Here is a 1,370-nt window from a genome sequence, read left to right on the forward strand (position 1 = left end):
GCTGAATATATTTCAGGAAAAGCAGGTGCCACTTCAGCACCGGCAGCAGCTCCTGCACCAGCGGCGGCTCCAGTAGCAGCAGCGCCAGTTCAAGAAACAGCAGCTCCAGCAGCAGCAGGTGGCGTAACTAACGCAGAAATCGAAGCATCATTATTAGAAGTAATCGCTGAGAAGACAGGTTACCCAGCAGAGATGTTAGAAATGGGTATGGACATGGAAGCTGATTTAGGCATTGACTCTATCAAGCGTGTTGAGATCTTCGGTGCGATGACAGAGGCTAATCCATCAGTTCAAGGCGTAGATCCACAAGAATTAGCAGAGTTAAGAACATTAGCTCAAATCGCTGAATATATTTCAGGAAAAGCAGGTGCAACATCAGCACCGGCAGCAGCTCCTGCACCAGCGGCGGCTCCAGTAGCAGCAGCGCCAGTTGTAGAAACACCAGCTCCAGCACCAGCACCAACTTCAGGTGGCGTAACTAACGCAGAAATCGAAGCATCGCTTTTAGAAGTAATTGCAGAGAAGACAGGTTACCCAGCTGAGATGTTAGAAATGGGTATGGACATGGAAGCTGACTTAGGAATTGACTCTATCAAGCGTGTTGAGATCTTCGGTGCGATGACAGAGGCTAATCCATCAGTTCAAGGCGTAGATCCACAAGAATTAGCAGAGTTAAGAACATTAGCTCAAATTGCTGAATATATTTCAGGAAAAGCAGGTGCAACATCAGCACCGGCAGCAGCTCCTGCACCAGTGGCGGCTCCAGTAGCAGCAACGCCAGTTGTAGAAACACCAGCTCCAGCAGCAGCAGGTGGCGTAACCAACGCAGAGATCGAAGCATCACTTTTAGAAGTAATTGCTGAGAAAACTGGTTACCCTTCTGAGATGTTAGAAATGGGTATGGATATGGAAGCTGACTTAGGAATTGACTCTATCAAGCGTGTTGAGATCTTCGGTGCGATGACAGAGGCTAATCCATCAGTTCAAGGCGTAGATCCACAAGAATTAGCAGAGTTAAGAACATTAGCTCAAATTGCTGAATATATTTCAGGAAAAGCAGGTGCAACATCAGCACCGGCAGCAGCTCCTGCACCAGTAGCTGAAACACCAGCTCCAGCAGCAGCACCAACTTCAGGTGGCGTAACTAACGCAGAAATCGAAGCATCACTTTTAGAAGTAATCGCAGAGAAGACAGGTTACCCAGCTGAGATGTTAGAAATGGGTATGGACATGGAAGCTGATTTAGGTATCGACTCTATCAAACGTGTAGAGATCTTCGGTGCAATGACAGAAGCGAATCCATCAGTTCAAGGAGTAGATCCTCAAGAATTAGCCGAGTTGAGAACGTTAGCTCAGATTGCTGAGTACAT

Annotated in this window: 1 protein-coding gene; it reads left to right on the plus strand. The window is 47.3% G+C overall.

Translation table 11 applies throughout. The features are described from left to right. Positions 1-1,370 (plus strand): phosphopantetheine-binding protein (locus PL77_RS25945; protein WP_044211717.1); only part of this gene is annotated, 1,370 nt, incomplete at both ends.

Source organism: Flammeovirga sp. OC4 (assembly GCF_000812565.1).
Classification (GTDB): domain Bacteria; phylum Bacteroidota; class Bacteroidia; order Cytophagales; family Flammeovirgaceae; genus Flammeovirga.